The 26,395-nt window shown below is 67.6% G+C and carries 21 protein-coding genes; 12 read left to right on the top strand and 9 right to left on the bottom strand.

What is annotated here, in order from left to right; translation table 11 throughout:
- Positions 1-4: 4 nt before the first annotated feature.
- The 4 genes from ACAD63_RS04920 to ACAD63_RS04905 all read left to right on the top strand — a co-directional run bounded on the left by ACAD63_RS04920 (position 5) and on the right by ACAD63_RS04905 (position 3,549).
- A complete protein-coding gene (locus ACAD63_RS04920; RefSeq protein ID WP_232353319.1) occupies positions 5-952 on the top strand; it encodes a TIGR00730 family Rossman fold protein in 948 nt (315 codons plus the stop codon).
- A 244-nt stretch (positions 953-1,196) separates the two neighbouring features.
- Positions 1,197-1,610: a hypothetical protein gene (locus tag ACAD63_RS04915; protein ID WP_434033512.1), complete on the top strand. Its 414-nt coding sequence runs from the start codon at positions 1,197-1,199 to the stop codon at positions 1,608-1,610.
- Positions 1,611-1,752: 142 nt separating this feature from the next.
- Positions 1,753-2,745 carry a homoserine kinase gene (locus ACAD63_RS04910; protein ID WP_133097419.1) on the top strand — a complete coding sequence of 331 codons (993 nt, stop codon included), beginning with the start codon at positions 1,753-1,755 and terminating at the stop codon, positions 2,743-2,745.
- Between the two features lie 6 nt (positions 2,746-2,751).
- Positions 2,752-3,549, top strand: coding sequence for a BPSS1780 family membrane protein (locus ACAD63_RS04905; protein ID WP_133097418.1), 798 nt, complete (start codon positions 2,752-2,754; stop codon positions 3,547-3,549).
- A gap of 114 nt (positions 3,550-3,663) precedes the next feature.
- Here ACAD63_RS04905 and ACAD63_RS04900 read toward each other — a convergent pair whose 3' ends face one another.
- Complete coding sequence (locus tag ACAD63_RS04900; protein WP_195427337.1) at positions 3,664-4,422, bottom strand: IclR family transcriptional regulator; 759 nt, start codon at positions 4,420-4,422, stop codon at positions 3,664-3,666.
- Positions 4,423-4,600: 178 nt separating this feature from the next.
- On the opposite strand from ACAD63_RS04900, the gene sauS reads away from it, so the two are divergent.
- The 3 genes from sauS (at position 4,601) to ACAD63_RS04885 (ending at position 9,095) form a co-directional block, all read left to right on the top strand.
- On the top strand, positions 4,601-6,046 hold the full coding sequence (gene sauS, locus ACAD63_RS04895; RefSeq protein ID WP_135705646.1) for an acylating sulfoacetaldehyde dehydrogenase: 1,446 nt from the start codon (positions 4,601-4,603) through the stop codon (positions 6,044-6,046).
- The gene (locus ACAD63_RS04890) at positions 6,043-7,572 is read left to right on the top strand and encodes an acyl--CoA ligase (RefSeq protein ID WP_135705647.1); all 1,530 of its coding nucleotides are present in this window, start codon (positions 6,043-6,045) and stop codon (positions 7,570-7,572) included. Before sauS ends, ACAD63_RS04890 begins: the two co-directional genes overlap by 4 nt.
- Before the next feature lie 230 nt (positions 7,573-7,802).
- The gene (locus ACAD63_RS04885) at positions 7,803-9,095 is read left to right on the top strand and encodes an MFS transporter (protein WP_135705649.1); all 1,293 of its coding nucleotides are present in this window, start codon (positions 7,803-7,805) and stop codon (positions 9,093-9,095) included.
- A 34-nt stretch (positions 9,096-9,129) separates the two neighbouring features.
- On the opposite strand, the gene ACAD63_RS04880 is transcribed toward ACAD63_RS04885, so the two are convergent.
- Positions 9,130-11,478 carry a UvrD-helicase domain-containing protein gene (locus tag ACAD63_RS04880; protein ID WP_195427335.1) on the bottom strand — a complete coding sequence of 783 codons (2,349 nt, stop codon included), beginning with the start codon at positions 11,476-11,478 and terminating at the stop codon, positions 9,130-9,132.
- Between the two features lie 265 nt (positions 11,479-11,743).
- On the opposite strand from ACAD63_RS04880, the gene ACAD63_RS04875 reads away from it, so the two are divergent.
- A complete protein-coding gene (locus tag ACAD63_RS04875; RefSeq protein ID WP_133097412.1) occupies positions 11,744-14,611 on the top strand; it encodes a valine--tRNA ligase in 2,868 nt (955 codons plus the stop codon).
- 122 nt (positions 14,612-14,733) lie between these two features.
- Positions 14,734-15,624 (top strand): UTP--glucose-1-phosphate uridylyltransferase GalU, encoded by an 891-nt coding sequence (gene galU, locus ACAD63_RS04870; protein ID WP_133097411.1) that lies wholly within the window; start codon positions 14,734-14,736, stop codon positions 15,622-15,624.
- 70 nt (positions 15,625-15,694) lie between these two features.
- Here the strand turns inward: galU and ACAD63_RS04865 are convergent, their stop codons facing one another.
- The 6 genes from ACAD63_RS04865 to ACAD63_RS04840 all read right to left on the bottom strand — a co-directional run bounded on the left by ACAD63_RS04865 (position 15,695) and on the right by ACAD63_RS04840 (position 20,109).
- A complete protein-coding gene (locus ACAD63_RS04865) occupies positions 15,695-15,922 on the bottom strand; it encodes a sulfurtransferase TusA family protein (RefSeq protein ID WP_029045528.1) in 228 nt (75 codons plus the stop codon).
- Positions 15,923-15,962: 40 nt separating this feature from the next.
- On the bottom strand, positions 15,963-16,547 hold the full coding sequence (locus ACAD63_RS04860; RefSeq protein ID WP_133097410.1) for an NUDIX domain-containing protein: 585 nt from the start codon (positions 16,545-16,547) through the stop codon (positions 15,963-15,965).
- A gap of 62 nt (positions 16,548-16,609) precedes the next feature.
- Positions 16,610-17,653 carry a threonine aldolase family protein gene (locus tag ACAD63_RS04855; protein ID WP_434033511.1) on the bottom strand — a complete coding sequence of 348 codons (1,044 nt, stop codon included), beginning with the start codon at positions 17,651-17,653 and terminating at the stop codon, positions 16,610-16,612.
- A gap of 22 nt (positions 17,654-17,675) precedes the next feature.
- Positions 17,676-17,864 (bottom strand): 4-oxalocrotonate tautomerase, encoded by a 189-nt coding sequence (locus tag ACAD63_RS04850; protein WP_029045525.1) that lies wholly within the window; start codon positions 17,862-17,864, stop codon positions 17,676-17,678.
- Positions 17,865-17,918: 54 nt separating this feature from the next.
- On the bottom strand, positions 17,919-18,695 hold the full coding sequence (locus ACAD63_RS04845; RefSeq protein WP_434033510.1) for a class II aldolase/adducin family protein: 777 nt from the start codon (positions 18,693-18,695) through the stop codon (positions 17,919-17,921).
- Positions 18,696-18,834: 139 nt separating this feature from the next.
- Positions 18,835-20,109 carry a YbfB/YjiJ family MFS transporter gene (locus tag ACAD63_RS04840; RefSeq protein WP_434033509.1) on the bottom strand — a complete coding sequence of 425 codons (1,275 nt, stop codon included), beginning with the start codon at positions 20,107-20,109 and terminating at the stop codon, positions 18,835-18,837.
- A gap of 139 nt (positions 20,110-20,248) precedes the next feature.
- Here ACAD63_RS04840 and ACAD63_RS04835 point away from each other — a divergent pair, with 139 nt between their 5' ends.
- The 3 genes from ACAD63_RS04835 to ACAD63_RS04825 all read left to right on the top strand — a co-directional run bounded on the left by ACAD63_RS04835 (position 20,249) and on the right by ACAD63_RS04825 (position 23,485).
- Complete coding sequence (locus tag ACAD63_RS04835; RefSeq protein WP_135705654.1) at positions 20,249-21,145, top strand: LysR family transcriptional regulator; 897 nt, start codon at positions 20,249-20,251, stop codon at positions 21,143-21,145.
- 109 nt (positions 21,146-21,254) lie between these two features.
- The gene (locus ACAD63_RS04830) at positions 21,255-22,718 is read left to right on the top strand and encodes an NfeD family protein (RefSeq protein WP_434033508.1); all 1,464 of its coding nucleotides are present in this window, start codon (positions 21,255-21,257) and stop codon (positions 22,716-22,718) included.
- Between the two features lie 2 nt (positions 22,719-22,720).
- Positions 22,721-23,485, top strand: a complete 765-nt coding sequence (locus ACAD63_RS04825) for a slipin family protein (protein ID WP_133097405.1) — start codon at positions 22,721-22,723, stop codon at positions 23,483-23,485.
- Between the two features lie 72 nt (positions 23,486-23,557).
- Here the strand turns inward: ACAD63_RS04825 and alaS are convergent, their stop codons facing one another.
- Positions 23,558-26,182, bottom strand: a complete 2,625-nt coding sequence (alaS, locus tag ACAD63_RS04820) for an alanine--tRNA ligase (protein ID WP_434033507.1) — start codon at positions 26,180-26,182, stop codon at positions 23,558-23,560.
- Between the last annotated feature and the right edge of the window lie 213 nt (positions 26,183-26,395).

Raw genomic sequence — 26,395 nt, 5'->3', positions numbered from 1 at the left:
TCCCATGGACTCAAAATTGACTGGTGCCGCTGCGGGCGGTGCTTCGACCGCCCCCCTTGCTGATCCGGATGTATCCGATATCTCCGGCGATACCGTGCAACCCCCGCCGGAGGCAGCGTCCGAACACGCCGCAGCCGTAGCCGCCGCGGCCGATGCCGCCGCCGCTGGCCATCCGCCTGAAGTGGCCGCAGAAAAAGCCGCCGCCGCCGCGGCGCGTGCCAATCCGCGCAAGATGATCCCCAGCCTGCGTGCGCTGGCCGACGAAGACCGCGCGACCGCGAAGAAGGCGCGCGCATCGTGGCAAATGTTCACGATTATGGCAGAGTTCATCGAGGCGACCGAGTACCTCTCGGAGATCCGCCCGGCCGTGTCGATCTACGGCAGCGCGCGCCTGCGCGAGGATTCGCCCTACTACCAGCGCACCATCGAGATCGCGCGGCTGTTCTCCGATGCCGGCTTCGCCGTCATCTCGGGCGGCGGCCCCGGCATCATGGAAGCGGCCAACAAGGGCGCGCACGCCGGCAAGTCTGCCAGCGTGGGCCTGAACATCGAACTGCCGCACGAGCAGCAGGGCAATCCGTACCAGGACATTGCCATGCGCTTCCGCCACTTCTTCACGCGCAAGGTCACCTTCGTCAAGAACTCCGACGCCTTTATCGTGATGCCGGGCGGCTTCGGCACGCTGGACGAGCTGGCCGAGGTGCTGACGCTGGTGCAGACCGGCAAGTCGCGCTCGGTGCCGGTGGTCATGTTCGGCAGCCGCTTCTGGAAGGGCCTGCTCGACTGGTTCCGCTTCACGCTGCTGCCGATGGGCCTGATCGCCGAGCACGACCTCGACCTGATGAAGATCGTCGACGAGCCGCATGAAGTACTCGAAGCGGTCTACGACTACTACGAGCGCCGTGGCGGCGACAAGCCGATCCCGCCCAAGGAAGAGATGTTCTACCTGTAAGCGCGCCGCCGGGCCTGGGCCCGGCCGGCTTGCGCCGCAAGCCACGCGTCAGGCACTCCTGCCGTTGCGCGGGTGCGCCGCGGGGCACGGCCCGGCCTCCGGGCACGGCAGAATTGCTAGAATGGAACCTGTCCGTTCTGCCAAGCCCGGCGCCGCCGGGTTGCAGCCAACCGCCGCATGCCGCGGCGTCGCCCGCCGCCCCTTATTGCCCTTGGGGCGCCGCGACGCCGCACAGGAGCCCCTGATGACCTCCCGTTCCACCCGGTCGTGCCGTTCTGCCCGGTCCGACGACCCCCTGCCCGCGGGCCTGCGCCTGCTGGCCGCGGCTACCGCCACATTTGCGCTGGCGGCGCCCGTGCTGGCCCAGGGCAACCAGGAAAGCAGCGCACTGTCGCAGCAGGAACTGAACCAGATCAACAACCAGCCGATCGCGCCGGCAGCCAAGACGCAGCTGAACCAGCCGCGCCAGCCGAGCTTCCAGCTCAACGAGCGCGACGGCACGCAGGTGCGCGAGTACCGCGACAAGGGCCGCGCCACCGATATCCAGGTCAAGTCCGGCTTCGGCACCAAGTACGAGATGAGCAAGCCGGAAGACAGCTCGCCGCGCATCCGCGAGCACGATGTCAACCGCGTACCATCGGTCAACCTGAAATTCTGACCACGCAAGCGCCCTGCCGCAGCGGCGGCGGGACGCTGACCCACGGCCCGGCGTAAGCGGGCCGCGCCGGCCCTCCGGCAGTCATGCCGCGGCGGCGGCCCTGGTTTTGCCGCCGCTTTCCGATTCGCTTCACACAACGAGTATGGCCGTATTCACCACGGTCTCGCAGGACGAGATCGCCAGCTGGCTGCTTGATTTCGACCTTGGCGAAGTGCGCGAACTGCGCGGCATCGCCTCGGGCATCGAGAACAGCAATTTCTTCCTTACCATGGAGCAGGATGGCCAGGCACGCCAGTACGTGCTGACCATCTTCGAGCGCCTGTCGTTCGCGCAGCTGCCCTATTACCTGCACCTGATGGCGCACCTGGCCGAGCGCGGCATCCGCGTGCCGGCGCCGATCCCGGCGCGCGACGGCGAGATCCTGCGCCCGCTCAAGGGCAAGCCCGCCACCATCGTCACGCGCCTGCCCGGCGCCTCGCAGCTGGCGCCGGACGCGCAGCACTGCGCCGAAGTCGGCGACATGCTGGCGCGCATGCACCTGGCCGGCCAGGACTACCCGCGCCGCCAGCCCAACCTGCGCAGCCTGGCCTGGTGGCAGCAGACCGAGCCCGAGATCCTGCCTTTCCTCGACGCCGGCCAGCGTACCCTGCTGCAACAGGAAATCGCGCACCAGGCGGCGTTCTTCGCCAGCGCCGACTACGCCAGCCTGGGCGAAGGCCCGTGCCATTGCGACCTGTTCCGCGACAACGTGCTGTTCGAGGAAGACGGCAGCGGACGCCACCGTCTGGGCGGCTTCTTCGACTTCTATTTCGCCGGCAACGACAAGTGGCTGTTCGACCTGGCGGTCACCGTCAACGACTGGTGCATCGACCTGGCCAGCGGCGAACTCGACCACGCGCGGGCGCAGGCAATGCTGCGCGCTTATCATGCGGTCAGGCCGCTGAGCGACACCGAGGCCGCGCACTGGCAGGACATGCTGCGCGCGGGCGCGCTGCGCTTCTGGGTGTCGCGGCTGTGGGACTTCTACCTGCCGCGCGAGGCCGACATGCTGCAGCCGCACGATCCCACTCATTTCGAACGCATCCTGCGCCGGCGCCTGGACACCAGTCCCGCGCGCCCGCTCCCCTGGATCTGATCCGTCATGCAACTACTGGAAGTTCCTGCCAAGGAAGGCTACGTCTGGTTCCGCCAGGGTATCTGGCTGTTCCGCAAGAATCCGCTGACTTTCCTGATGCTGCTGTTCGTCTACCTGATCGCCGCGCAGCTGGCCATCGTGGTGCCGCTGATCGGCATCATCGCGCTGCTGGTGGTCACGCCGGGCCTGTCGGTCGGCGTAATGACCGCGTGCCGCGACGTGATCCAGAACAAGCGCGTGCTGCCCACCGTGCTGCTGGCGGGCTTTCGCGCCAACGGCAAGGAAGCCACGCGCAACCTGCTGGTTCTGGGCGGCATCTACGCCGGGCTGGTGTTCATGCTGGGGCTGATCGCCGGCGCGGTGGTCGACATGAGCGCGCTGGTGCCGATCGTGCTGAAGGAAGAAGCGCCCTCGGCCGAAGCGGTGCGGCAGCTCTACTACGCAATGATGATCGGCGCGCTGCTGTACACGCCGATCGCGATGATGTTCTGGTTCGCGCCGCTGCTGGCGGCCTGGCACGGGGTACCACCGGTCAAGGCGCTGTTCTTCAGCTGGACCGCGTGCTGGCGCAATCGCGGGGCGTTCTTCACCTATATCGTGCTGTTCGCGATGCTGCTGGTGGCGATCCCGTTTATCCTGGAGGCGGTATTCAGCGCGTTCGGGGCGGAGACGGTGCTGTCGTTCCTGGTGACGCCGTATTCGCTGCTGATGCTGGCGATCTTGTATTGCTCGTTCTATGCGACGTACCGCGGTTGCTTCAACGTGACGCCGCCGGGCGTCGAGCCGACGGCGCCGGCGGTTTGAAACCCAAGCAAGAGCGAGCGGTTTTGGGTGCTCCCAAGCAGCCCGAGCAAGCCTGAGCAAGGTGTTCTCCCTCTCCCGCAAGCGTGAGAGGGGAGCAAACCACCGCAGCGCGGTCTACTCCCCAAACGTCTTCACCATCGCGTCCGCCGCCATGCGCAGGTCGGGCACGAATCCCATCAGCCGGTCCATCGTCATCCGCGCCAGCGGCGCCTGCACCGCGATCGCCGCGCAGGCGCGGCTGCGGTTGCGCATCACCGGCACCGCCACCGCAATCATCCCCTCTAGGTTTTCCTGGTTGTTGATGCCCAGGCGCCGCCGCCGCGTCTCGGCCAGCTCCGCGTGCAGTGCCGCGGCGTCGGTGATGGTACGCGCCGAATGCGCGCGCAGCGGCAGGTTGGCCACCAGGCGTTCGCGCTGCGCGCTCGGCAGAAAGGCCAGCAGCAGCTTCCCGCTGGCGGTGCAATGCAGCGGCACACGCGAGCCCGGCTGCAGGTGCATGCGCAGCGGCCATTGCGTTTCGACCCGGTCCAGATAAACCACGTCGTCGCCCGACAGCATGGTCAGGTTGCAGGTCTCGCCGACCTTGTCGACCAGTTGCTGCAGGATCGCGTGCCGCGCCGCGGCCGGCCCCGCCTGCATCAGCACATTGACCGCGAGCTGGCGCACGCGTGACGAACATTCATAGCCGGGGCTGCCCGCCGTGCGCGACACCAGCCAGGTGCTTTCCAGCTGCTTGAGGATGCGGTGCACGGTCTGCTTGGGCAGTCCGATTTCCTCAACGATGGCGCACAGCGGCATGGGCCCGTCGGCGGCGGACAGGATCTCCAGGATGCGGAAGGCGCGCACCGCGGCGGCGTTCGAGTGATTACTCATGGATGCAATTTAGCGGATTCCGGGACGCGTTGGCGTCCCGAAATCTGCACTACCGGATGCAACCCGCAGCCGTGCTCGCGAAAGCGCACAAATTGGGACGGCATGCCGGTTTGGGTTCACTAGATTCGACTCGGGGCCGCCGCGGCGGACCTACCTGACCCAACCCCGGAGCCGATCCATGAGTGTGCAGATACTGCAGCGCCAGCAGTCCCATTCCACCGATGTGCCCGTGCCGGAAGACCAGGTCGATGCGATCGTGGCGCGCGCCCGGCAGGCGCAGCGCGCGTTCGCGCGTGCCGGCCAGGCCATCGTCGACACCGCCGCGGCCGCCGCCGCGTGGGCCATCATGGAGCCCGCGCGCAACCGCCAACTGGCCGAGCGGGCCGTGGCCGACACCGGCCTTGGCAACGTCGACGACAAGATCCGCAAGAACCATCGCAAGACGCTGGGCCTGCTGCGCGACCTGCACGGACGCAAGACCGTCGGCGTGATCGCGCGTGACGCCGCCACCGGCATCACCGAGATCGCGCGGCCGGTCGGCGTGGTCGCCGCGATCACGCCGTCGACCAACCCCGGGGCAACGCCGGCCAACAAGATTATCAACGCGCTCAAGTGCGGCAACAGCGTGGTGGTCGCGCCCTCTCCCAAGGGACAGGGCACATGCGAGCTGCTGCTGTCGTTCATCCACGCCGAGTTCGCGCGCGCCGGCCTGCCCGCCGACCTGGTGCAGATGCTGCCCGCGCCGGTGTCGAAGGCCTCGACCGCCGAACTGATGCGCCAGGCCGACCTGGTGGTGGCCACCGGCTCGCAGGCGAACGTGCGCATGGCCTACACCTGCGGCACGCCGGCGTTCGGCGTCGGCGCGGGCAACGTGGCCGCCATCGTCGATGCCAGCGCGGCGTTGGGCGATGCGGCCGCAAAGATCGTCCGCTCCAAGACCTTCGACAACGCCACCAGCTGCTCGTCGGAGAACAGCCTGGTGATCCTCGACGCGGTCTACCAGCCCATGCTCGAAGCGCTTGCCGCCGTCGGCGGCGTGCTGCTCACCGCCGAGGAAAAGGCGCGGCTGCAGGCGCTGATGTGGCGGCACGGCAAGCTCGCCGGCGACATGACCGGCCAGAGCGCGCCGCGCATTGCCGAGCTGGCGGGCCTGGCGCGCGTGCGTGCGCTGCAGCCGACCATGCTGCTGGTGCCTGAGACCGGCGTCGGCAGCGACTATCCCTTCTCCGGCGAAAAGCTCTCGCCGGTGCTCACGCTCTATCGCGCCGCCGATTACAACGCCGCCGTGGCGCGCGTGGCGAGCCTCTACGACTACATGGGCGCGGGCCACTCGGTCGGGCTGCATACGGCCGATCCGCGGCAGGCGCTGCAACTCGGGCAGGAACTGCCGGTGGCGCGCGTGATCGTGAACCAGGCGCACTGTTTCGCCACCGGCGGCAATTTCGACAACGGCCTGCCGTTCTCGCTGTCGATGGGCTGCGGCACCTGGGGCGGCAACAACTTTTCGGACAACCTCGGCTGGCGGCAATACCTCAACATCACCCGCATCGCCGAACCGATCGCCGAATGCGTGCCCGACGAGCGCGAGCTGCTGGGCGACTACTTCGCGAGGGTCGGCCAATGAACGCGCGCATCCGCCCCGAAGTGCTCGACACCGTGGCCACGCTGCTGGCCGCCCGTGCCGCGCAAGCTTCCGACAAGGCCTACCTGCTGTCTCCCGACAGCGGCCGCGCGCTCAGCTTCGGCGACCTGGCCGCCGACGCGGATGCGCTCGGCCGCCGCTACGCCGAGGCCGGCCTCGGCAGCGGCCAGACGGTGTCGGTGTACCTGCCCAACGGCGAGCAGACCGCGCGGCTGCTGCTCGGCACCATGGCCTGCGGGCTGGTGGCCAATCCGATCAACCTGCTGTGCCAGCCCGCGCAGCTGCGCTACATCCTCGGGCACGCGGACACGCGGCTGGTCTTCACTTCCTCCGAAGGCGAAGCCGCGATCCGCACGGCGCTGGCCGAAGCCGGCGTGGAAGTGCCAGTGGTGGTCACCGCGCCCGACGACACCGCCCTGCCCGCGCTGCCGGTAGTGCAGCCCGGTGCCGCTCCGCTTCCGCCACCGCAGCCGCATCACCCGGCGCTGCTGATGTACACGTCCGGCACCACGGGCACACCCAAGGGCGTGTTGCTGACCCACCGCAACCTCGCCGCCAACGGCGCCAGCGTCAGCCGCGAGCATGCGCTCGGCGCGGGCGATCGCGTGCTGGCCACGCTGCCGCTGTATCACATCAATGGGCTGGTGGTGACCGCGATCGCGCCGCTGGCACATGGCGGCTCAGTGGTGATGCCGATGCGCTTCTCGGCCAGTGCGTTCTGGCACGACATTGCCCGCCACGGCTGCACCTGGCTCAACGTGGTTCCGACCATCATCGCCTACCTGCTCAACGATCCCGATGGCCGTGCGCCGGCCGGCGTGCGCTTCTGCCGCTCCGCTTCCGCCGCGTTGCCGCCGGAGCACCACCGCGCGTTCGAGCAGCGCTTCGGCATCGGCGTGATCGAGACCATGGGCATGACCGAGACCGCGGCGCCGGCGTTCAGCAATCCGCTCGATCCGCAGCAGCGGCGCATCGGCAGCATCGGCCGGCCCTCCGGCACGCAGGCTCGCGTGCTGGGGCACGACGGGCGACCGCTGCCCGACGGCGAGATCGGCGAGATCGTGCTGCAAGGCGAGAGCGTGATGGCGGGCTACTACAAGGCGCCCGAGGTCACGCGCGAAGCCTTCACGCCCGACGGTTGGCTGCGCACCGGCGACCTCGGCTACCGCGATGCGGAGGGCTACTTCTACATCACCGGCCGCGCCAAGGAACTGATCATCAAGGGCGGCGAGAACATCGCCCCGCGCGAGATCGACGAAGCGCTGCTGCGCCATCCGGGCGTGCTGGAAGCGGCGGCGGTGGGCGTGCCCGACCCGGCCTACGGGCAGGAGATCGTCGCCTTCATCGTCAGGCGCGAAGCCGTGGCCTGCGACGACGCGGCGCTGCGCGCGCACTGCCTGCGCGAGCTGGGCCGCTACAAGACGCCCCGGGAATTCCGCTTCATCGCGGAATTGCCGCGCGGGCCCTCCGGCAAGGTGCAGCGGCTGAAGCTGCTGGACCCTGCATGAGCTGACACCCCATCCCTTCCCCCAACTTTCGCCAAGGAGCCCGCTCACCCCGCTACCACGACATCCGGAGACACGCACAGAGACACACAGCTGTTTGCTCAAGGACGGGGCAGCGCAGCCAGGACTTATCGCTGGCGCGCTCCGGCGAGCCGCAAGCGCATGGCAATGGACCACGCGCCGGCCGCCGCCCCGTCAACGCCACGCGCGCCCGCCGCGCATAGGAGGTGGTTATGCAGCAACGCATCAAGACCCGGCACATGATCCTCGGCGTCATGTGCCTCATGTACTTCATCGCCTATATCGACCGCGTCAACATCTCGGTCGCCGCCCCGCTGATCCGCGAAGAGATGGGGCTGACGTCCTCGCAACTCGGGCTGGTGTTCTCGGCCTTTGCCTATCCCTATGCCGCCATGCAGATCCTGGGCGGCTGGATGTCCGACAAGTTCGGGCCCAAAAAGGTGCTGATCGTGCTGTCGCTGATCTGGGGCGTGGCCACGGTGCTGACCGGCTTTGCCGGCAGCGTGATGATGCTGGTGGCGCTGCGCTTCGTGCTGGGCATCGGCGAAGGCGGCGCGTTTCCGACCGCCACGCGCGCTTTCACCTACTGGATGCCGGTGGCCGAACGCGGCTTCGCGCAAGGCATTACGCACAGCTTCGCGCGGCTGGGCGGTGCGATCACGCCGCCGATCGTACTGGCCATCGTCGCCGCGGCGGGATGGCGCGAGGCCTTCGTCGTGCTGGGTGCGGTGAGCCTGGGCTGGACCGTGCTGTACGCGCTGACGTTCAAGGACTCGCCCGACAAGCACAAGCGGGTCACGCCGGAAGAACTGCAGGAGATCGGCTACCGGCGCGGCGATTCGCAGCAGGCGGCCAAGGCACCCACGCCGTGGCGCCGGCTGTTCCGCCGCATGTGGCTGGTGACCTTCGTCGACTTCTGCTACGGCTGGTCGCTGTGGGTCTACCTGACCTGGCTGCCGTCGTACCTGAAGGAAGCGCGCGGCTTCGACCTGAAGCAGCTGGCGCTGTTCACCGCGCTGCCGCTGATGGCGGGGGTGGTCGGCGACACCCTCGGCGGCGTGCTGTCGGACCGCATCTACCGGCGCACCGGCAACCTGCGCCTGGCGCGCGGCGCGATCCTGTTCGTCGGGCTGGCCGGCTCGCTGATGTTCATCGCGCCGATGACCTTCACGGCCGATGCCGTCAACGCGGTGATCCTGCTGTCGCTGTCGTTCTTCTTCCTGGAGCTGACCAATGCCGTGCTGTGGAGCCTGCCGCTGGACATTGCCGGCAAGTACGCCGGCACCGCCGGCGGCATGATGAACACCGGCTTCGGGCTGGCCGGCATGGTGTCGCCGGTGGTGTTCGGCTACCTGATCGAGCGGACCGGCAGCTATGACCTGCCGTTCATGATCTCGGGGGCGTTGCTGGGCGTTGGCGCGGTGGCGTCGCTGTTCATCAATCCGTTGCTGACCGTGGACACTCCCGACCCGAAGGCCGGCGAAGTGCGGCACGCCCTGTCCTGAGCCCGGTGAGCGGCGGCGGGAAGGCCGGCGCCGCTCAGTCGATCGCGTCCAGCTTCGCCACCGACAGCGCCAGCCACTTGGCGCCGTGGCGCTTGAACTTGATATTGGCGCGGGCGTCGTTGCCTTCGCCCTCCAGCGCGGTGATCACGCCTTCGCCAAACTTGTTGTGGAACACCGACTGGCCCACGCGCAAGCCGGTGCCCGCCTCGCGCTTGGCGTCGGCATAGCCGTTGCCCTTGTCCATGCCGCCGGTCGGGCGCGTGCCGGTGTAGGGAACATCCTCCGGCTTGCGGAACCAGTCGCGGCCCCAGGCATTGTCGCGTTCCTGGCGGCGTACGCCGCCGTAGCCCTGCACCGCGGGCGTCAGCCACTTGAGCGCTTCCTCGGGCAGTTCCTCGAAGAAGCGCGAGCGCACGTGGTACTTGGTCTGGCCATGCAGCACGCGGCTCTGCGCGAACGACAGGAACAGGCGCTCGCGCGCGCGCGTGATCGCCACGTACATCAGGCGGCGTTCTTCTTCCAGCCCGTCGGGGTCCATCATGCTGTTCTCGTGCGGGAACAGCCCTTCTTCCAGCCCGGTGATGAAGACCACATCGAACTCCAGCCCCTTGGCCGCGTGCACCGTCATCATCTGCACCGCGTCCTGGCCGGCCTGGGCCTGGTTGTCGCCGGCCTCCAGCGAGGCATGCGTCAGGAACGCGACCAGCGGTGTCATCACCACCGGCAGCGCCTCGGGGTCGAGCACCTGCTGGGACTGGTCGCCGTCGGCCAGCACCGGCATGGCGGGCGCACGATCCGCGGGAATCACCGCAGCGAGCGCATCCAGCCCGTAGCCCTCTTCCACCACGAAGGCCTGCGCGGCAGTCACCAGTTCCTGCAAGTTCTCGATGCGGTCCTGGCCTTCCTTCTCGCCCTGGTAGTGGGTAATCAGGCCGCTGGTGTTGATCATGTACTCGACGGTCTCGGCCAGCGTCATGCGGCGGGTGTCGTCGCGCATTTTGTCGATCAGGCGCGTGAACGCGGCAAGCTTGCTGCCGGCCGCGCCGGGCACGTAGGCCACGGCCTCGGACAGCGCGCAATCGTACTGCCGCGCCATGTCCTGCAGCACCTCGAGCGAACGCGCGCCGATGCCGCGCGCCGGGAAGTTGACCACGCGGCCGAAGGCGGCATCGTTGCGCGGATTTTCCAGCAGCTGCATATACGCCAGCGCGTGCTTGATTTCGGCGCGCTCGAAGAAGCGCAGGCCGCCATAGACGCGGTACGGGATGCCGGCGGAGAACAGCGCGTGTTCGATCACGCGCGACTGGGCGTTGCTGCGGTACAGGATGGCAATCTCGGCGCGGCTGGCGCCCTGCGCGATCTGGTCGCGGATTTCCTCGATGATCCAGCCCGCTTCCTGGCCGTCGGTGCCGGCCTGGTACACGCGCACCGGCTCGCCATGGCCGGCGTCGGTGCGCAGGTTCTTGCCCAGGCGGCGCGCGTTGTGCGAGATCAGGTGGTTGGCAGAATCCAGGATATGCCCGTGCGAGCGGTAGTTCTGCTCCAGCTTGATCAGCCGGCGCACGCGGAACTCATGCTCGAAGTCGCGCATATTGCCGACGTTGGCACCGCGGAAGGCGTAGATGCTCTGGTCGTCGTCGCCCACGGCAAAGACCGCGGCCGGGTTCTGCGTGCCGTGGCCGGCCAGCAGCTTGAGCCACTGGTACTGCAGCACGTTGGTGTCCTGGAACTCGTCGATCAGCACATGGCGGAAGCGGTGCTGGTAGTGCTGGCGGATCGCGTCGTTATAGCGCAGCAGTTCGTAGCAGCGCAGCAGCAGCTCGGCAAAGTCGACCACGCCCTCGCGCTGGCACTGCATGTCGTAGGCGGCGTAGAGGTCGACGAAGCGCTTGTTGAAGTCGTCGTTGGCCTCGACGTCGGCCGGGCGCAGGCCCTGCTCCTTGGCGTTGTTGATGAAGTACTGCAGGTTCTTGGCCGGGTACTTCTCGTCGTCGACGTTGAGCGACTTAAGCAGCCGCTTGAGCGCCGAAAGCTGGTCCTGGCTGTCCAGGATGGCAAAGGTCTGCGGCAAGCCGGCGTCGCGGAAATGCGCGCGCAGCATGCGGTTGCACAGGCCGTGGAAGGTGCCGATCCACATGCCGCGGGTGTTGATCGGCAGCATCGACTGCAGCCGCGTCTGCATTTCCTTCGAGGCCTTGTTGGTGAAGGTCACCGCCAGGATGCCCGCCGGCGAGACCCGGCCGTTCTGCAGCAGCCAGGCGATGCGCGTGGTCAGCACGCGGGTCTTGCCGCTGCCCGCGCCCGCCAGGATCAGCGCCGGCTCGTCAGGCAGTGTGACGGCGGCAAGTTGTTCGGCATTGAGGTTGGCGAGCAGGTCGGACATCGGAGGGGCCTTGTGGAATGGCGCCAATTATACCGGTCGGCCCTGTCCGATCCGTCACATCCGAGCGGCGAAAACTGCCCTGCATGCAGGCGCGCACCTGCCTTAGCCAGCCTTTCCCGCCCGGGGCCGCTGTCCGCAAAATAGGCAGCGACCGGCCCGCCCCCGTATAATTTGGGGTTTCACTGGCGCAAGGCCGCCAGGCGCAGGCCGCCGCACCCCGCTACAGCCCTGCGACGCATCCAGACGCCAACCTCGACATCCCAGCATGACCGCCCAAGACCAATCGCTTGCCAAGAGCTTCGAACCCGCCGCCATCGAGGCGAAATGGGCCCCCGAGTGGGAGAGCCGCGGCATCGCCAAGCCGACCTTCGACCCTGCCCGCCCGGACTTCGCGATCCAACTGCCGCCGCCGAATGTGACCGGCACGCTGCACATGGGCCATGCCTTCAACCAGACCATCATGGACGGCCTGGCGCGCCACGCGCGCATGCTGGGCGCCAACACGCTGTGGGTGCCGGGCACCGACCACGCCGGCATTGCCACCCAGATCGTGGTGGAACGCCAGCTCGAGGGCGAGGGCGTGTCGCGCCATGACCTCGGCCGCGAGAAGTTCACCGAGAAGGTGTGGGCCTGGAAGGAAGAGTCGGGCTCGACCATCACCCGCCAGGTGCGCCGCATGGGTGCGTCGATCGACTGGAGCCGCGAGTACTTCACCATGTCGCCGGAGATGTCGAAGGCGGTGACCGAAGCGTTCGTGCGCCTGTACGAGCAGGGCCTGATCTACCGCGGCAAGCGCCTGGTCAACTGGGATCCGGTGCTGGGCACCGCCGTGTCGGACCTGGAAGTCGACAGCGTCGAGGAAGAAGGCTCGCTGTGGCATATCCGCTATCCGCTGGTCGAGGCTGACGCCAAGCGCGGCCTGACCCACCTGACCGTGGCCACCACGCGTCCGGAAACCATGCTGGGCGACGTGGCCGTGATGGTCCACCCGGAAGACGAGCGCTACGCGCACCTGATCGGCAAATCGGTGCACCTGCCGCTGACCGGCCGCCAGATTCCGGTGATCGCCGACGAATACGTCGACCGCGAGTTCGGCACCGGCGTGGTCAAGGTGACCCCGGGCCACGACTTCAATGACTATGCCGTCGGCCAGCGCCACAACCTGCCGCAGCTGTCGATCCTGACGCTGGAAGCAAAGGTCGTTGCCGACGCGCCGGCCGCCTACGCCGGCCTGGACCGCTTCGACGCGCGCAAGGCTATCGTCGAGGACCTCGACAAGCGAGGCCTGCTGGAAGAGGTCAAGAAGCACAAGCTGATGACCCCGCGCAGCGAGCGCACCGGCAGCGCGATCGAGCCGATGCTGACCGACCAGTGGTTCGTCGCCATGAGCAAGCCGGCGCCGGAAGGCACCTTCAACCCGGGCCGCTCGATCGCCGAGGTGGCGCTCGAAGCCGTACAGAGCGGCGAGATCAAGCTGGTGCCGGAAAACTGGATCAGCACCTACAACCAGTGGCTGGGCAACATCCAGGACTGGTGCATTTCGCGCCAGCTGTGGTGGGGCCACCAGATCCCGGCGTGGTACGACGATGCCGGCAACTGCTTCGTCGGCCGCACCGAAGAGGAAGCGCTCGCCAAGGCCCGCGCCGCCGGCAGCACCGGCGCGCTGCGCCGCGAGGAAGACGTGCTCGACACCTGGTTCTCGTCGGCGCTGGTGCCCTTCTCCTCGCTGGGCTGGCCGGCGGAAACCCCGGAGATGAAGCACTTCCTGCCGTCGTCGGTGCTGGTCACCGGCTACGACATCATCTTCTTCTGGGTGGCGCGCATGGTCATGATGACCAAGCACTTCGTCGGCAAGGTGCCCTTCCATACCGTCTACGTGCACGGCCTGGTGCGCGATTCGGAAGGCAAGAAGATGAGCAAGTCCGAGGGCAACACGCTCGACCCGGTGGACCTGATCGACGGCATCGACCTCGACACGCTGCTGAAGAAGCGCACCACCGGCCTGCGCCGCCCCAAGGACGCGCCCAAGATCGAGAAGAAGACGAAGAAGGAATTCCCCGAGGGCATTCCCGCCTTCGGCGCCGATGCGCTGCGCTTTACCTTCGCCTCGCTGGCGACGCTGGGCCGCAACATCAATTTCGACACCGGCCGCTGCGAGGGCTACCGCAACTTCTGCAACAAGCTGTGGAACGCGACCCGCTTCGTGCTGATGAACACCGAAGGCCATGACTGCGGCATGGGCCCGTGCAACAATGACTGCGGCCCGGACGGCTACCTGCACTTCTCGCAGGCCGACCGCTGGATCGTGTCGCTGCTGCAGCGCGTGGAAGCCGAGGTCGAGAAGGGCTTTGCCGAGTACCGCTTCGACAATATCGCCAACGCGATCTACAAGTTCGTCTGGGACGAGTACTGCGACTGGTACCTGGAATTGGCCAAGGTGCAGATCCAGACCGGCACCGAAGCCCAGCAGCGCGCCACCCGCCGCACGCTGCTGCGCGTGCTCGAGACCGTGCTGCGCCTGGCGCACCCCATCATTCCCTTCATCACCGAAGAGCTGTGGCAGAAGGTGGCCCCGCTTGCCGGCCGCGCCAAGGGCGACGGCAGCGAGACCATCTCGCTGCAGTCCTACCCGCTGCCGGCTGTCGCCAAGATCGACGAGGACGCCGAGCAATGGGTGGCGCGCCTGAAGGAAGTGGTCGATGCCTGCCGCAACCTGCGTGGCGAAATGAGCATCTCGCCGGCGCAGCGCATCCCGCTCTATGCCGAAGGCGACAGCGAATTCCTGAAGGCGGCCAGCGCACATATTCAGGCGCTGGCGAAACTTTCCGAGGTGCGCGTCTTCGAAGACGAGAGCACCCTGCAGGCCGAAGGCGCAGGTGCGCCGGTAGCCATTGCCGGCGGCAACCACCTGCTGCTGAAGATCGAAATCGACGTCGCCGCCGAGCGCGCGCGCCTGTCGAAAGAGGTCGAACGCATCGCTGCAGAGATCGGCAAGTGCCGCGGCAAGCTCTCCAATGAAAGCTTTGTCGCCAAGGCGCCGCCCGCCGTGGTGGCGCAAGAGACGCAACGACTCGCTGATTTCGAGCAAACGCTGGCCAAGCTGCAGGGTCAGCTGCAACGGCTGCCGGCCTGACCGGCAGCCGATGACGCCCCTGCCAGTCTGGTTTCCGTCCAGCGGCGTCGGACGGAACCGGACAGACGGCGCCGGTAATGGCTGGCAGGGTTATGAACCAGCATCTGAGAGGTACACCTGATATGGAAAATCGCGTCACCAAGGCCGTCTTCCCGGTCGCAGGCCTGGGCACCCGCTTCCTGCCAGCCACCAAGGCCAGCCCGAAGGAAATGCTTCCGGTAGTGGACAAGCCGCTGATCCAGTACGCCGTGGAAGAAGCCATGGCCGCCGGCATTACCGAGATGATTTTCGTCACCGGCCGCTCCAAGCGCGCCATCGAGGACCATTTCGACAAGGCCTTCGAGCTGGAAGTCGAGCTGGAAGCCAAGAACAAGCAGGCGCTGCTGGACGTGGTGCGCTCGATCAAGCCCGCCAACGTGGAGTGCTACTACGTGCGCCAGCCCGAGGCGCTGGGCCTGGGCCACGCGGTGCTGTGCGCCGCCAAGCTGGTCGGCGACACCCCGTTCGCGATCATGCTGGCCGACGACCTGATCGACGGCAACCCGCCGGTGATGAAGCAGATGGTGGATACCTTCAACCACTACAACTGCTCGGTGCTGGGCGTCGAGGAAATCTCGCCGGAGCAGAGCCGCTCCTACGGCGTGATCGATGGCCGCGAGTGGGATGAAGGCGTGATCAAGGTATCGGGCATCGTGGAAAAGCCTGCCCCGGAAGACGCCCCGTCGAACCTGGGCGTGGTCGGCCGCTACATCCTGACGCCGCGCATCTTCGACCACCTGCGCGAGCTGAAGCCTGGCGCCGGCGGCGAGTTCCAGCTGACCGACGCGATCCAGTCGCTGCTGGGCCAGGAGCAGGTGCTGGCCTACCGATACCAGGGGCGCCGCTATGACTGCGGCAGCAAGCTGGGCTACCTGAAGGCGACGGTCGAGTTTGCGCTGAAGCACCCGGAAGTCGGCGCCGAATTCAGCGCCTATCTGGAATCGCGCGAGCACCTGACGCGGCCGAACAGCTGAACGTTCGCCTCGTTCACCAAATGAAAAAGCCGCTTGAAGCGGCTTTTTCTTTGTCTCTCGTCGAGATCGATCAGCGGCGTCGCATGTAGAACACGAACACCTTGTCGACTTCCGAATGCGACAGCAGCTCGTTGCCGGTCTGCTTGGCGAAGGCCTGGAAATCGCGCGTCGCGCCGGGATCGGTCGCCAGCACTTTCAGCACTTCGCCGCTGGCCATGTCGGCCAGCGCCTTCTTGGTGCGCAGGATCGGCAGCGGGCAGTTCAGGCCGCGCGCATCCACTTCTTTCTGGAACTCCATTCGTCTCTTCCTTCGGGTTCTGAGGCTATTCGGGGGACTCTCACCAGCGATATTGTAGCGAAGCCCCGACCTGGCTGAAGTCATGCGGGCGGCGCGGGTCCGGAATATCCGCGCCGGTCTGCCGGTCGAAGAAGCGCACCGGGTAACCGCGCGCGGCCAGCCAGTCGGCCACGGCGAAGCCGGTACCTGCCGACCACACGCGCACGTCCTCGGGCGCCACCAGCTTGTATTCGGCCAGTTCCTCGGACAGCTGGACGGTGCCGGTCGCCTTGACGTGGTAGGCGATGATCAGCTCGTTCTTGCGCATGAACTCGTAGACGCCGATCAGCGAGACCGACTCGGTATCGAGGTTGGTCTCTTCCTTCAGCTCGCGCGCCACGCCCAGCTCGGGCGGCTCGTCGCGCTCCAGGAACCCCGTCACCAGCGCAAACATCTTCTCCGGCCAGGCGGCGTTGCGCGCCAGCAGCAGCTTGTCCTGGTACTCCACCACCGCCGCCAGCACCGGCAGCGGGTTGTTCCAGTGCACGAAGCCGCATTCATGCTGCACGCAGGCATGGCGTTCGCGCCCGGACAGCGGCAGCACCTCGAGCGGCGCGCCGCACTGCGGGCAGAATCGGTATTGCATTGGGGGGCTCCTGTAGGTGTCTCGTTATCAGAATGATCGCGCCGCCTCGTTCAAGCACCTGCTCAGGCACCCCTTGAGGCGCCACATGCCGCGCGCATGTCGGCGGCGAGCGCCTCCACCGTCTGCGGCTGCAGGTCCCACGAACACATGAAGCGGCAGCCGCCGGCGCCGATGAAGGTATAGAAGCGCCAGCCCCTGGCGCGCAGCGCCTCGATCGCCGGCAGCGGCAGCTCGGCGAAGACGGCGTTGGACTGCGTCGGGAACATGATGCGCACGCCGGGGATGTCGGCAATGCGCTGCTGCAGCAGTTGCGCCATGGCGTTGGCATGGCGCGCGTTGGCCAGCCACACATCGTTCTCGAGCAGCCCCAGCCATGGCGCCGAGATAAACCGCATCTTCGACGCCAGCTGCCCGGCCTGCTTGACGCGATAGGCAAAATCCTCGGCCAGGCGGCGGTCGAAGAATACCACCGCCTCGCCCACCGGCAAGCCGTTCTTGGTGCCGCCGAAGCACAGCACGTCGACGCCGGCGCGCCAGGTGATCTCGGACGGATGCACGCCCAGCGACGCCACCGCATTGGCAAAGCGCGCGCCGTCCATATGCACGCGCAGCTGCCGGCGCTTGGCGATGGCCGCGATCGCGCGCACCTCTTCCACGCTGTACACCGTGCCGACCTCGGTCGACTGCGTCAGCGACACCACCTTGGGCTTGGGGTAGTGGATGTCCGAGCGGCGCGTGACCAGCGCCTCGATCGCATCGGGCGTGAGCTTGCCGTTCTCGCCCGGCGCGGTCAGCAGCTTGGAGCCGTTGGAGAAAAACTCCGGGCCGCCGCACTCATCGGTCTCGATATGCGCCAGTTCGTGGCAGATCACCGAGTGGTACGACTGGCACAGCGCCGACAGCGCCAGCGAGTTGGCCGCCGTGCCGTTGAACACGAAGAACACTTCGCAATCGGTCTGGAACAGGTCGCGGATGCGGTCGCAGACCTTCTGCGTCCAGCTGTCGTCGCCATAGGCCTGCTCGTGGCCGCTGGCATTGGCTTCCAGGAAATACTTGAGCGATTCCGGGCAGAAGCCGGCGTAGTTGTCGGAGGCGAAGTGCTGCATGGTGTCCAGGCCGTTCAGTGCCTTACTTCTTGTCGGCCCACAGCTCGCCGCCGGTGGCCCAGTTCTCGCGCTTGACGTCGGTGATGATGATGTCGACGGCCGAGGCCGAGCAGCCCAGCGTCTCGCAGGTGACGCGCGTCACTTCCTCGACGAACTTGCGCTTCTGATCGATGGTACGGCCTTCAAACATTTCGACGTGGAAAGTCGGCATGCAATGCTCCTTGTGATGATTGGTGTTCTAGGTAGTCGCCACGGGACGTGGCAATCAGTCCCGGTAGGAAGGATCGATTCTATCGAGTTTGCGCAGCAGCGCGGGCCACTCCATCACGCCCTCGATGGCGCCGTTGTCGAACAGTTGCCCGGAGGTCTTGTGGGCGACGCCGTGATCCGGCTGCACCAGCGCGCCGCCCGCCTGCGCAGCGATCTGGATCTCGCAGGCCTTGATCAGCGTCGCCATCAGCACATAGGCCTCGGCCACGGTGCGGCCCACGGTCAGCGTGCCGTGGTTGCGCAGCAGCATGGCGGGGTGCTCGCCCAACGAAGCGGTCAGCCGCCCGCCTTCGGCCGGGCTGAAGGCCAGCCCTTCGTAGTCGTGATAAGCGATGCGGCCGTAAAAGCGCATCGCGTGCTGCGACAGCGGCAGCAGGCCGGCTGCCTGCGCCGACACCGCGATGCCGGCGGTGTTATGCAGGTGCATCACGCACATCGCGTCGGGCCGGGCCGCGTGCACGGCGGCGTGCAGCGAGAAGCCGGTGACGTTGACCTGGTGGACAGTCTCGCCGACGACCTCGCCGCGGCCATTGATCTTGACCAGGTCGCTGGCGCGGATCTCGTCGAAGGCAAAGCCGAACGGGTTGATCAGGAAATGGTCCGGCTCGCCGGGCACGGTGGCCGAGATATGGGTGTAGATCAGGTCATCCCAGCCCTCGCGCGCGGCCAGCCGGTAGGCGGCGGCAAGGTCGAGGCGCACGCGCTGCTCTTCGGCGGAGACAGGCTGCGGGGAGGCGCCCGCGGCACGCGCGGGCTGCAAGGCAAAAGACATGGGGCTCGCTCCTGCGCCGCCCGGTCTCGCGTGCCGGGGTCGGCCCCGGCCTTCTGTGCTGCGCCACGGGCTGCGGCGCAGGCGCGGCAGCCGCGATGCGTGGCGCGTCAGGCGGCAAAGGCGATACTGTAGCGCACCTTCACGATCCGCTCCGTGCGGGCGCCAGCGGCCAGGCGCGGCGCATCCAGGCGAACACCAGCGCACCCACCAGCAGCGATGCCGCCGCGCAGGCCAGCGAGCTGGCGAAGCCGCCAGTGCGCGCCACCAGCGCGGTTGCCAGTGGCGGTCCGGCGATCTGGCCGAGGCCGTACGACGCGGTCATCAACCCCATCAGCCGCGGCGCGTGCGGGCCCCACAGGCGCCGGGCCTCGCGCATGGCGAAGGCGACCAGCGCGGTGAACGGCAGGCCGGCCAGCAGGCTGCTCAGCGCAAACCCCGCCACCGTCGGCCACAGCACCGCAATCGCGACGCCCAGCGCCTGCATGCCGTAGGAAATCGTCAGCAGCTTGCGGCTGTCGTGCGCCATGCTCACCCGCGTCGCCAGCACGGCCCCGACCGCTACGCCGGCGCCGAAGATCGGCCAGAACAGGTCGGCCCAGACCGTGCCCGGCAGCGCCTCGCGCGCAATCACCGGCAGGAAGGTGGCGGTGATGATGTAGCCGAAGCCGGCCAGGCCGTAGGCCAGCGTCAGGGTCCAGGTCTGGGCGTCGAGCCGCGCGGCGGCGCCGGCCGGCTGCGCGGCGCCAGTGGCGCGCGCCTGGCCGGCGTCCGCGGCGATCGGCGGCGCCACGAAAATGCGCCACACCAGAGCCACAAGCACCGCGGCCAAGACGGTGAAGGCCAGCCAGCCATGGTCGGCCTGCCAGCCCGCGCCGACCATGCCGGAGGCGCCCAGGCCCGTGGCGACGATGCCAAGCCCCGGCCCACAGAAGATCAGCCCGCCCAGTTGCGGCTTGCCCAGTTCGGCCAGCCGCTGCAGGCACCAGCCGGCGGTATAGACCAGCACCACCGCGCTGGCCACGCCGGCGGCGAAGCGCCACAGCGACCACGCCGGCATGCCACCCGGCAGCGCCATGCCCAGCGTCAGCAGCACCGTCGCTACCAGCCCCCAGCGAACCATGCGCACGGCGTCCGTGCGGATAAACATGCACAGCGCGGCGCCAAGGAAGTAGCCGAGGTAGTTGACCGTTGCCAGCCAGCCGCCCTGGTGCAAGTCGACGATGCCGTCGTGCAGCATCATCGGCAGCAAGGGCGTAAAGGCGAAGCGGCCGATTCCCATCACCACCGCCAGCGACACCAGGCCGGCCATCGCCACCGCCACCGGACCGGCGTGACGCAACGGCGCGGCCGGTATCGAAGTGGTGGGGCTGGCGGCGGCGACCTGGTCGGGATCGAGGCTGTGGAGCTTGGACATGGCTCTGGCTGTGGGCGCAGCGGTTGCATTGCAGTCCCTGTATGCTACGCTGTGAATGCCATCCCGAAAAATGAATTATCCAGATGTAATGCATCATTAGTCGAGATGGATTTCGGATTCCCGTTCCGAGACCATGGCCATGGACCTTGCCGAGCTTGAAATCTTCCGTGCCGTCGTCGAAGCCGGCGGCATCACCCGTGCGGCCGAGCGGCTGCACCGGGTGCAATCCAACGTGACCACTCGCATCCGCCAGCTGGAGCAGTCGCTCGGGGTCGAGTTGTTCGTGCGCGATGGCCGGCGCATGGTGCTGACGCCGGCGGGACAGACCCTGTTCGACTACGCCTGCCGCATCCTGCAGCTGACCGAGGAAGCGCGCCAGGCGGTGCTGCCGGCACGTCCCAGCGGCCGCCTGCGCATCGCCTCGATGGAAAGCACCGCGGCCAGCCGCTTGCCCAATGTGCTGGCGGCGTACCACCAGGCGTGGCCCGAGGTCCAGCTGGAACTGGTGACGCTGGCGACGCGGCAGGCGCTTGATGCGCTGGCGCGCTTCGAGGTCGATTGCGCCTTTGTCGCCGAGCCGCTTTCCGAGCCGGGGCTGGCAGCCGTTCCCGCCTTCGAGGAGGAGCTGGTGGTAATCGCGCGTGCCGGGCATCGCCCGATCCGCTCCTCCGCCGACCTGGAAGTGCCGACGCTGCTGGCGTTCGAGTCCGGGTGCAACTACCGCGCGCGCGTCGAGGCCTGGTATGCCGGCGGCGACTCGGCCCCGCCGCCACGCGTACTGGAGCTGGGCTCCTACCATGCCATCGTCGCCTGCGCGGCGGCCGGCATCGGCGCCGCGATCGTGCCGCGATCGGTGCTGGCCCTGTACCGGGACCTGCCCGCCATCAGCCAGCACGGCCTGGGGCCTGCGGGCCGCGTGCGCACCATGCTGGCCTGGCATCCGGCCATGGCGGGCGCCGCGCTGCATGCGCTGGTCGATATGCTGCGCAAGCACGCACCCGGACCGCAAGGCGAGGCCGAGCTCGTCGCAGCCTGAGCGCCCTCGCGGCGACCGGCTGTCGGCACATTGCCGCCATGCAAGATGTGCCCGGTGGCCTACACTGAAAGTGGCGCCACCCCGGCACCCTGCGTGCCCCGCCCTTGCGATGAAACCTGCCACCGCGTTTATGCGGGCGATTCGGCTGCTGGCCGGCCTGGTGCTGGCATGCAGCGCTGCACTGGCCGTCAGCTTCGCCAACCTGCATGCGCGCGCCGCACCCGCCTCCGCGCCTGCCGCCACGGCCACCCCGCCGGTCTACGTGATCCCGCTCAAAGGCGCGGTCAGCCCGGCGAGCGCCAGCTTTATCCTGCGCGGCATTGCGCGCGCCCGCGAAGGCGGTGCGCAGCTGGTGGTGCTGGAAATGGACACGCCGGGCGGGCTCGATGCCTCGATGCGCGAGATCATCCAGGCAATCCTGGCGTCACCGGTGCCGGTGGCCAGCTATGTCTATCCGGGCGGCGCACGCGCGGCCAGCGCGGGCACCTACATCCTCTACGCCAGCCATGTCGCGGCCATGGCGCCGGGCACCAACCTGGGCGCGGCCAGCCCGGTGCAGATCGGCATCGGCGGGCCGCAGAAGCCGGACGCCCTGCCGGGCGCAACGCCGGCCTCGGCGCCGTCAAGCGAACCTGCCGCGGCAGACACCATGGCGCGCAAGCAGATGCACGATGCCTCGGCTTATATCCGCGGCCTGGCCCAGCTGCGCGGGCGCAATGTCGAATGGGCCGAGCGCGCCGTGCGCGAAGCCGTCAGCCTGTCGGCCGACGAAGCCCTGGCGCAGAAGGTGATCGACGTGGTCGCGCCCGACCTGCCCGCACTGCTGCGCCAGGTCGAAGGCCGCAAGCTGGTCACCGCCGGCGGCAAAACCAGCGAACTGCGCACGCGCGATGCCCCGGTGGTGACGCTGGAACCTGACTGGCGCAACCGCTTCCTGGCCGTCATCACCGAGCCCAGCGTGGCGCTGATGCTGATGATGATCGGCATCTACGCGCTGATTTTCGAGTTCTCCACGCCAGGCATGGTGGTGCCCGGCATCGTTGGCGCGATCTGCCTGCTGCTGGCGCTGTTCGCGCTGCATATGCTGCCGGTCAACTATGCCGGGCTGGCGCTGGTGGTGCTCGGCATCGGCTGCATGGTCGCCGAGCTGTTCCTGCCGACCTTCGGCGCGCTGGGCGTGGGCGGCATCATTGCCTTTGCCTTCGGCGCGGTGATGCTGATCGACACCGACGTGCCGGGTTTCGGCGTGCCGCTGCCGATGGTGGCGGCGCTGTCGGCGATGTCGGCGTTCTTTGTATTCGGCATGTCGGCGCTGCTGCTGCGCTCGCGCAGGCGGCCGGTGGTCAGCGGCGCCGACACGCTGGTCGGCAGCCGCGGCGAACTGCTCGACGACGTGCCTGACGCACCCGGCCAGGAAGGCTGGGCCTCGGTGCGCGGCGAACGCTGGCGCGTGCGCAGCGCGAGTCCGCTGGCGCGCGGCACGCCGGTGGTGGTGACCGCGCGGCACGGGCTGGTGCTCGAAGTGGTCGCCGCGCCCTCTGCTGCTCAACCGACTCCAAAAAAGGGAGCGTGAACATGGCATTCGGATTCAGCTTCGGCGGATTGATCTTCCTGGTGGCGCTGCTCATCATCACGTCGTTCCGCGTGCTGCGCGAGTACGAGCGCGGCGTGGTCTTCATGCTTGGGCGCTTCTGGAAGGTGAAGGGTCCGGGCCTGGTGCTGATCATTCCCGCCGTGCAGCAGATGGTGCGGGTGGACCTGCGCACGGTGGTGATGGACGTGCCGCCGCAGGACGTGATCTCGCACGACAACGTGTCGGTCAAGGTGAACGCGGTGGTGTATTTCCGCGTGGTCGATCCTGAGCTGGCGATTATCCAGGTAGCGAACTTCCTCGAGGCCACCAGCCAGCTCGCGCAGACCACGCTGCGAGCGGTGCTCGGCAAGCATGAACTGGACGAGATGCTGGCCGAACGGGAAAAGCTCAACCTCGATATCCAGAAGGTGCTGGACGCGCAGACCGATGCGTGGGGGATCAAGGTCTCGAACGTCGAGATCAAGCACGTCGACCTGAACGAGTCGATGGTGCGCGCGATTGCGCGGCAGGCCGAGGCCGAGCGCGAGCGGCGCGCCAAGGTGATCCACGCCGAGGGCGAGCTGCAGGCATCCGAGAAGCTGCTGGAAGCGGCGCAGATGCTGGCGCGGCAGCCGCAGGCGATGCAGCTGCGCTATATGCAGACGCTGACGCAGATCGCCGGGGACAAGAGTTCGACGATCGTGTTTCCGTTGCCGATGGATTTATTGACGACGCTGCGGAGTGCCATGGGCAACACCGAGAAGTAGGAAAGCAGAAGGGGCGCCACTGGCGCCCCTTCTTCATCTGCTTGCGAATCGGCTTGCGGAATGGTCAGGCCATCAGACCTTGGCCGCCACCCACTCGCTGACACCCGCCAGCGCCTGCGGCAGCTTGGCCGGCTCGGTGCCGCCAGCCTGCGCCATGTCCGGACGGCCGCCGCCCTTGCCACCCACCTGCTGGGCGACAAAGTTGACCAGCTCGCCGGCCTTGACCTTGCCGGTGGCATCGGCGGTGACGCCGGCGATCAGGCTGACCTTGCCGTCGGCCACGGCCGCCAGCACGATTGCCGCGCTCTGCAGCTTGTCCTTGAGCTTGTCCATGGTCTCGCGCAGCGTCTTCACGTCGGCGCCGTCGAGCTGGGCAGCCAGCACCTTCAGGCCCTTCACGTCGACGGCCTGCGCCGCCAGCTCGTCGCCCTGCGAAGCCGCCAGCTTGCTCTTCAGGCGCTCCAGCTCCTTCTCCAGCGCGCGCACCTGGTCCTGCACCTGGCCAATGCGCGGCACGAGTTCCGACGGCTGCGCCTTCAGCACGGCAGCGGCTTCGTTGAGCCTGGCATCCAGGTTCTGCAGGTAGTGCAGCGCGTTGTCGCCGGTAATCGCTTCCACGCGGCGGATGCCGGCAGCGACGCCGCCTTCCACCACGATCTTGAACAGGCCGATATCGCCGGTGCGATGCACGTGGGTGCCGCCGCACAGTTCCTTCGAGGTGCCGATCGACAGCACGCGCACGTCGTCGGCGTACTTCTCGCCGAACAGCGCCATCGCGCCGCTCTTGACGGCATCGTCGAACGGCATGATCTCGGCGTGCGTATCGTCGTTGCGCAGGATCTCGGCGTTGACGATCTCTTCCACCTTGCGGATCTGCTCTTCGGTCAGCGCGGCGTTGTGCGAGAAGTCGAAGCGGGTCTTGTCCGCATCCACCAGCGAGCCCTTCTGCTGCACGTGGCTGCCCAGCACTTCGCGCAGGGCCTTGTGCATCAGGTGGGTGGCCGAGTGGTTGCGCACGGTGCGCGCGCGGCGCAGCGCGTCGACCTGCGCCGAGACGGCGTCGCCCACCTTCAGCGCGCCGCCTGCCAGCGTGCCCTGGTGGCCGAACACGTCGGCCTGGACCTTGGTGGTGTCGGCGACCGCGAATACAGCGTTGCCAGCCTTCAGCACGCCCTGGTCGCCGGCCTGGCCGCCGGACTCGGCGTAGAACGGGGTGTTGTCGAGCACCACCACGCCGGTCTGGCCCGGCTGCATGGACTGGACCGAGGCGCCATCCACATACAGCGCGGTGACCAACGCCCGCGGCAGTTCCAGCTTTTCGTAGCCATGGAACACGGTCTTGTCGCCCGTGTACTCCAGGCCGGCAGCCATCTTGAACTTGCCGGCGGCGCGCGCCTGCTCGCGCTGGCGGCTCATCGCGGCATCGAACGCGGCCTCGTCCACGGCGATTTCCTGCTCGCGGCACACGTCCTGCGTCAGGTCCAGCGGAAAGCCGAAGGTGTCGTGCAGCTTGAAGGCCAGTTCGCCGTCCAGCGTCTTGCCGCCCTTGAGCTTCAGCTCGGCCAGCGCGGCGTCCAGGATCGACATGCCGTTCTCGATGGTCTCGAAGAAGCGCTCTTCCTCGGCCTTCAGCACTTCGGTCACGCGCGACTGGGCTTCGGCCAGTTCCGGATAGGCCTCGCCCATCTGCGCGACCAGGTCCGGCACCAGCTTGTGGAAGAACGGGGTCTTCTGGCCCAGCTTGTAGCCGTGGCGGATGGCGCGGCGCACGATGCGGCGCAGCACGTAGCCGCGGCCTTCGTTGCCCGGGATCACGCCGTCGACGATCAGGAACGAGCACGCGCGGATATGGTCGGCGATGACCTTCAGCGAGTTCTGGTTCAGGTTGTCGATATGGGTCTCGCGCGCGGCGGCCTTGATCAGTGCCTGGAACAGGTCGATCTCATAGTTGCTGTGCACGTGCTGCAGCACCGCGGCGATGCGCTCCAGGCCCATGCCGGTATCCACGCACGGCTTGGGCAGCGGCGTCATGTTGCCCTGCTCGTCGCGGTTGAACTGCATGAACACCAGGTTCCAGATCTCGATGTAGCGGTCGCCGTCTTCCTCCGGCGATCCCGGCGGGCCGCCCCACACCTCCGGGCCGTGGTCGTAGAAGATTTCCGAGCACGGGCCGCACGGGCCGGTGTCGGCCATCTGCCAGAAGTTGTCCGAGGCGTAGCGCGCGCCCTTGTTGTCGCCGATGCGCACGATGCGCTCGGTCGGCACGCCCACTTCCTTGGCCCAGATGTCGTATGCCTCGTCGTCTTCCGCGTAGACTGTCACCCACAGCTTTTCGGCCGGCAGCTGGTAGGTCCTGGTCAGCAGTTCCCACGCGTACAGGATGGCATCGCGCTTGAAGTAGTCGCCAAACGAGAAGTTGCCCAGCATCTCGAAGAACGTATGGTGGCGGGCGGTGTAGCCCACGTTCTCCAGGTCGTTGTGCTTGCCGCCGGCGCGCACCGAACGCTGCGACGAGGTCGCGCGGGTGTACGGCCGCTTGTCGGTGCCCAGGAACACGTCCTTGAACTGCACCATGCCGGAGTTGGTGAACAGCAGCGTCGGGTCGTTCGCCGGCACCAGGCTGGACGAGCGGACCACGGTATGGCCCTTCGATTCGAAGAACTGCAGGAACTTGCTGCGAATGTCTGAGACTTTCATGGGATGGCGGACGCTGCTGCGGCTGGGCCGGGCGCGACGAGTCAGTTTTGGATTTGCAAACCGTTGATTATACGGGCAAGCCAGCCCCAAAAGGGCATGGCGGGGGCATGGCGGGGGCATGGCGGGGGCATGGCAGGCAGACCAGGCACCGCGCCCCGGGACCGGCCGGCTATCGCCCAAATCAAATACCACGGAGAGCCGATTGCATCACTT

The organism is Cupriavidus sp. a3 (assembly GCF_051015765.1).
Lineage (GTDB): Bacteria > Pseudomonadota > Gammaproteobacteria > Burkholderiales > Burkholderiaceae > Cupriavidus > Cupriavidus oxalaticus_A.
This window is presented reverse-complemented; position numbering and strand designations above follow the sequence as displayed.

What these genes read in the sequence shown, in the direction of transcription:
- ACAD63_RS04885 (WP_135705649.1), top strand. Translation starts at nt 7,803, where the DNA reads ATGCAGCAACGCATCAAGACCCGGCACATGATCCTCGGCGTCATGTGC.
- ACAD63_RS04835 (WP_135705654.1), top strand. Translation starts at nt 20,249, where the DNA reads ATGGACCTTGCCGAGCTTGAAATCTTCCGTGCCGTCGTCGAAGCCGGC.
- ACAD63_RS04905 (WP_133097418.1), top strand. Translation starts at nt 2,752, where the DNA reads ATGCAACTACTGGAAGTTCCTGCCAAGGAAGGCTACGTCTGGTTCCGC.
- galU (WP_133097411.1), top strand. Translation starts at nt 14,734, where the DNA reads ATGGAAAATCGCGTCACCAAGGCCGTCTTCCCGGTCGCAGGCCTGGGC.
- ACAD63_RS04830 (WP_434033508.1), top strand. Translation starts at nt 21,255, where the DNA reads ATGAAACCTGCCACCGCGTTTATGCGGGCGATTCGGCTGCTGGCCGGC.
- ACAD63_RS04875 (WP_133097412.1), top strand. Translation starts at nt 11,744, where the DNA reads ATGACCGCCCAAGACCAATCGCTTGCCAAGAGCTTCGAACCCGCCGCC.
- ACAD63_RS04840 (WP_434033509.1), bottom strand. Translation starts at nt 20,109, where the DNA reads ATGTCCAAGCTCCACAGCCTCGATCCCGACCAGGTCGCCGCCGCCAGC.
- ACAD63_RS04850 (WP_029045525.1), bottom strand. Translation starts at nt 17,864, where the DNA reads ATGCCGACTTTCCACGTCGAAATGTTTGAAGGCCGTACCATCGATCAG.
- ACAD63_RS04920 (WP_232353319.1), top strand. Translation starts at nt 5, where the DNA reads ATGGACTCAAAATTGACTGGTGCCGCTGCGGGCGGTGCTTCGACCGCC.
- ACAD63_RS04915 (WP_434033512.1), top strand. Translation starts at nt 1,197, where the DNA reads ATGACCTCCCGTTCCACCCGGTCGTGCCGTTCTGCCCGGTCCGACGAC.
- ACAD63_RS04880 (WP_195427335.1), bottom strand. Translation starts at nt 11,478, where the DNA reads ATGTCCGACCTGCTCGCCAACCTCAATGCCGAACAACTTGCCGCCGTC.
- sauS (WP_135705646.1), top strand. Translation starts at nt 4,601, where the DNA reads ATGAGTGTGCAGATACTGCAGCGCCAGCAGTCCCATTCCACCGATGTG.
- alaS (WP_434033507.1), bottom strand. Translation starts at nt 26,182, where the DNA reads ATGAAAGTCTCAGACATTCGCAGCAAGTTCCTGCAGTTCTTCGAATCG.
- ACAD63_RS04910 (WP_133097419.1), top strand. Translation starts at nt 1,753, where the DNA reads ATGGCCGTATTCACCACGGTCTCGCAGGACGAGATCGCCAGCTGGCTG.
- ACAD63_RS04865 (WP_029045528.1), bottom strand. Translation starts at nt 15,922, where the DNA reads ATGGAGTTCCAGAAAGAAGTGGATGCGCGCGGCCTGAACTGCCCGCTG.
- ACAD63_RS04860 (WP_133097410.1), bottom strand. Translation starts at nt 16,547, where the DNA reads ATGCAATACCGATTCTGCCCGCAGTGCGGCGCGCCGCTCGAGGTGCTG.
- ACAD63_RS04855 (WP_434033511.1), bottom strand. Translation starts at nt 17,653, where the DNA reads ATGCAGCACTTCGCCTCCGACAACTACGCCGGCTTCTGCCCGGAATCG.
- ACAD63_RS04825 (WP_133097405.1), top strand. Translation starts at nt 22,721, where the DNA reads ATGGCATTCGGATTCAGCTTCGGCGGATTGATCTTCCTGGTGGCGCTG.
- ACAD63_RS04890 (WP_135705647.1), top strand. Translation starts at nt 6,043, where the DNA reads ATGAACGCGCGCATCCGCCCCGAAGTGCTCGACACCGTGGCCACGCTG.
- ACAD63_RS04845 (WP_434033510.1), bottom strand. Translation starts at nt 18,695, where the DNA reads ATGTCTTTTGCCTTGCAGCCCGCGCGTGCCGCGGGCGCCTCCCCGCAG.
- ACAD63_RS04900 (WP_195427337.1), bottom strand. Translation starts at nt 4,422, where the DNA reads ATGAGTAATCACTCGAACGCCGCCGCGGTGCGCGCCTTCCGCATCCTG.